We start from the raw sequence: 2,809 nt of genomic DNA on the forward strand, positions 1-2,809 counted from the left end.
ATTGCCATTAATAACAAACTTAACCAACATTTCTTCATTTGTTAAAAACACACCTTCTTATCTTGTTTTATTCTTCTAAGTTCATATTTTCTTCTTTATAATCCGCATCATGTGCATGTGAATATGATTTTGAATTAAAGTTTTTTAAGTAATGTGCTTTACCATCTGTTATTTTATATGTATAAAAAATGAACTTCATCATCATCTTTTAATGGTTTATAAGCAATAGTCACATATTTACCTTTGTCATACACATAGGTATTCGCATTCTTTTTTTCAAACTTAGATTCCACATCGCCATTTTGCTTATCAGCTAAAATCTTTTGTTGTTTTTTCTGTTGATGCACTGCTTTGTCAATCTCATCAGCATATTTCCCACTACTGCACCCAGCTATAGTGATTATTGAAATGAACACCATCGTCATTAATTTTTTCATATTTACACTCCTAATATTACTTCTCATATCTAATATTATTTAACCATAAGTTTTATCTTACAACGAAAATCTTTGATGTGCTAGAACTATAACATTATTTTTATATTTATATAAAAGCATTTCCGAAAAATTCATTCATAAATGAATTTAACGAAAGTGTCATATTTACCGTGAAAAATTAAATTTTCACCTATGGTACAACTTTATCCTAGCTATAACTCAATTAATTTCATTTTCATCATATTAGTGCCACTTTGATTGCTAATGCACCGTAATTAAGTTCATCTGTTTGTGAATAAATTTGATATATAGCCGCTAATTTTTGAGAAAGTTGATCATCTGCTTTCGCTCCAACTTCTTCATTTGTATATTGGTTCAACAGTGACTGAAACGAAGAAAACACTACAATTTCCTTAACTTGGACTGTTAATGTTTCTTCATTCATTAAATTTTGGAATACAATATAATCGCCGCTTTTAATTTCTTGTCTTTTTTCATCATTCAATCTAATTTCAATCGTTTTGACTTCGTTTTTCATTAATTGAAAAGGTTCATTATTTAAATGCATCGAGTGTTCTATAATCCATACGCTCCATTCATAATATTTATATTGATATCAAAGTATCATAATATTAATATCATTTACAAGACAATTTCGCTTAATGCAGTACGATGTCGCAAATTTAATTATTCAGCATTCTTTTCTTCTAATTTAAGTTGTCTTTTGCTTTTCAACATAAACACACTTATTAAACTAATAATTGATATAATGACTGCAAACCAAAAGGCACCGTGATACCCACTTAGCAATGCTTGATGTTGAATTTCTGCTGTCATTTGTTTTTGGCTCATATCTTTAAACTCAGACATATTTGGTGTGTAGTTTTTAGCAACCTGACTCATAATTGTAATCAAACCTGCTGTACCAATTGATGCAGATATTTGTTGTATAGTATTTGTCATCGATGAACCATGGGCATTCATTTCTGGCGCTAATTGATTCATTGTATGTGTCATTAATGGCATTAAACCAAGTGCGATACCAATCATACGAATAGCATATACAGTAGCTAATATCGCTGATGAAGTATGTTCATCCATGATTACAAAATAAGAAGTTGTTACAACTACAATAAACATACCAATGAATGCTAATATTTTAGCACCATATTTTTCATAGAGTAAACCTGAAATCACTGACATAATCCCCATTACGATAGCTCCAGGTAATAAAATCAATCCTGATTGAAGTGCTGAGTCATTCATAATATTCTGCACAAACATCGGTAACACAGTTTCAGAACCAATCATTGAAATCATCGTAAAAGCCATTATGATAATACCTACGGCAAATTGACTGTCTTTGAATACTGAAAAATCAAGCAGTGGATTTTCCAAACGTGTTTGACGAAATATAAAAGCAGCAACTAAAATAATGCCACCAATTACAGTAGTCAATACAATTGGATCGTTCCAGCCATCACGAGAAATTGAACTTGTACCGTATAGCAAACCACCAAAACCGAACACAGATAAGATTATTGATAAAATATCAATACGTGTCTTTCGATTAGTACCAACATTTTTGACGAATTTAAGTGCACCAATGAAAGTAAGTGCAGCTATTGGAGCAACGACATGGAATAATAGGTGCTGTTCGACCTTACCTAGATCAAGCCATTAACCTTAGCAATACGTAACTGAACGAAGTAAGTAGTACGCACGATTGCTAAGGTTAACGACGGTTAGATTCACCTCTTACACAGCACCTAAACTGGGCTGTTAAACGGTTGTCTTCAAAGCTGGTATCAAGGTCTTGCTTAAGTAACTCGCTTTGCTCTTGTACTGCAAAAGCTTGCTGAGTTTTGGCGTCTAAGAATGCGACTTGTATTGAACTAGACCACTCTAATTTCTCAGTGATCAAGCCATTTACGATGATATTTGAGGCAAAATAGTCTCTGTCGTATTCACTGATCACATTTTTCTGATTGGCCACTAGCCAACCTTCACCGGTTCTTAAATAGTTATTCCACTTTAAGCTCCAATTCGCATGGGGCATCCAAGTTAAGTCAACCGCATATTGGGTTGATGTTGAATCGAAGCCTTCTTTGTCATATTCAAAGCTAGCCGCCCAGCTGAAATCTCCCACATATGGGCTTTGGTAAAATAGCCTGATACCTTGTGACGAAGGCTGGGTAAAAGCAGTAGTATTAAAACCCAGATTATCTTGCTCGCCTTGGGTCAAGTAATCAAAAGTTAAATTAAACTGCGCTCCTGTGGTTAGCATAAATTGGCTAGAGGTGCTGTGTAAGAGGTGAATCTAACCGTCGTTAACCTTAGCAATACGTAGTTGTACCAGTGGTGCAGGCAAA

The 2,809-nt window shown here is 33.6% G+C and carries 5 protein-coding genes; all 5 read right to left on the bottom strand.

What is annotated here, in order from left to right:
• Positions 1 to 67 precede the first annotated feature (67 nt).
• The 5 genes from ACXAC4_RS28165 to ACXAC4_RS28185 all read right to left on the bottom strand — a co-directional run bounded on the left by ACXAC4_RS28165 (position 68) and on the right by ACXAC4_RS28185 (position 2,724).
• Positions 68 to 205, bottom strand: a complete 138-nt coding sequence (locus ACXAC4_RS28165) for a cystatin-like fold lipoprotein (protein ID WP_475168701.1) — start codon at positions 203 to 205, stop codon at positions 68 to 70.
• Positions 174 to 437 (bottom strand): cystatin-like fold lipoprotein, encoded by a 264-nt coding sequence (locus tag ACXAC4_RS28170; protein ID WP_475168703.1) that lies wholly within the window; start codon positions 435 to 437, stop codon positions 174 to 176. The genes ACXAC4_RS28165 and ACXAC4_RS28170 overlap by 32 nt, the downstream gene beginning before the upstream one ends.
• Positions 438 to 675: 238 nt before the next feature.
• Positions 676 to 1,005, bottom strand: a complete 330-nt coding sequence (locus ACXAC4_RS28175) for an ASCH domain-containing protein (RefSeq protein ID WP_019468822.1) — start codon at positions 1,003 to 1,005, stop codon at positions 676 to 678.
• Between the two features lie 119 nt (positions 1,006 to 1,124).
• Positions 1,125 to 2,063 carry an MFS transporter gene (locus ACXAC4_RS28180; protein WP_475168708.1) on the bottom strand — a complete coding sequence of 313 codons (939 nt, stop codon included), beginning with the start codon at positions 2,061 to 2,063 and terminating at the stop codon, positions 1,125 to 1,127.
• A gap of 109 nt (positions 2,064 to 2,172) precedes the next feature.
• Positions 2,173 to 2,724, bottom strand: coding sequence for a hypothetical protein (locus ACXAC4_RS28185; RefSeq protein WP_475168706.1), 552 nt, complete (start codon positions 2,722 to 2,724; stop codon positions 2,173 to 2,175).
• Positions 2,725 to 2,809 lie beyond the last annotated feature (85 nt).

It is taken from the genome of Pseudoalteromonas sp. AWM4_233 (assembly GCF_056158285.1).